Origin of the sequence: Paraburkholderia sp. SIMBA_053 (assembly GCF_046534895.1) — a bacterium.
GTDB lineage: Bacteria > Pseudomonadota > Gammaproteobacteria > Burkholderiales > Burkholderiaceae > Paraburkholderia > Paraburkholderia caledonica.
Window position 1 is genome coordinate 1 of the sequence record NZ_JAWRXU010000571.1, and the last position, 277, is coordinate 277.

General features: G+C 61.0%; 1 pseudogene. It reads left to right on the top strand.

The annotated features are described in order from the left end of the window. Positions 1–65: 65 nt before the first annotated feature. Positions 66–277: pseudogene (locus SB753_RS36895) on the top strand (hypothetical protein); the annotation flags it as partial.

Consider the following 277-nt stretch of genomic DNA (forward strand, 5'->3'; position numbering starts at 1 on the left):
GGCAGTGCGCAAACGCTACGATCGTGCGTATCCGACTTCACTGCCGAGCACGACCGCGAGCTTCGATGAACCTATTCTTCTGGATGTTGCTGAACCTCGGCGTGCCGATCGTCGGCCCGGTCTTCACGCTGGCGCTCGTCGCGCCGGCACATGGCTGGACGGTGGCGAAAGAATTGATCGCCGACTCGATCAAGGACGGACAACTGTTCTGGTGTGCGATCGGTCTGTGCGCTGCCGGAGTGTATGAACTGGTGACGGCGTTGGAACAAGGCAGCGC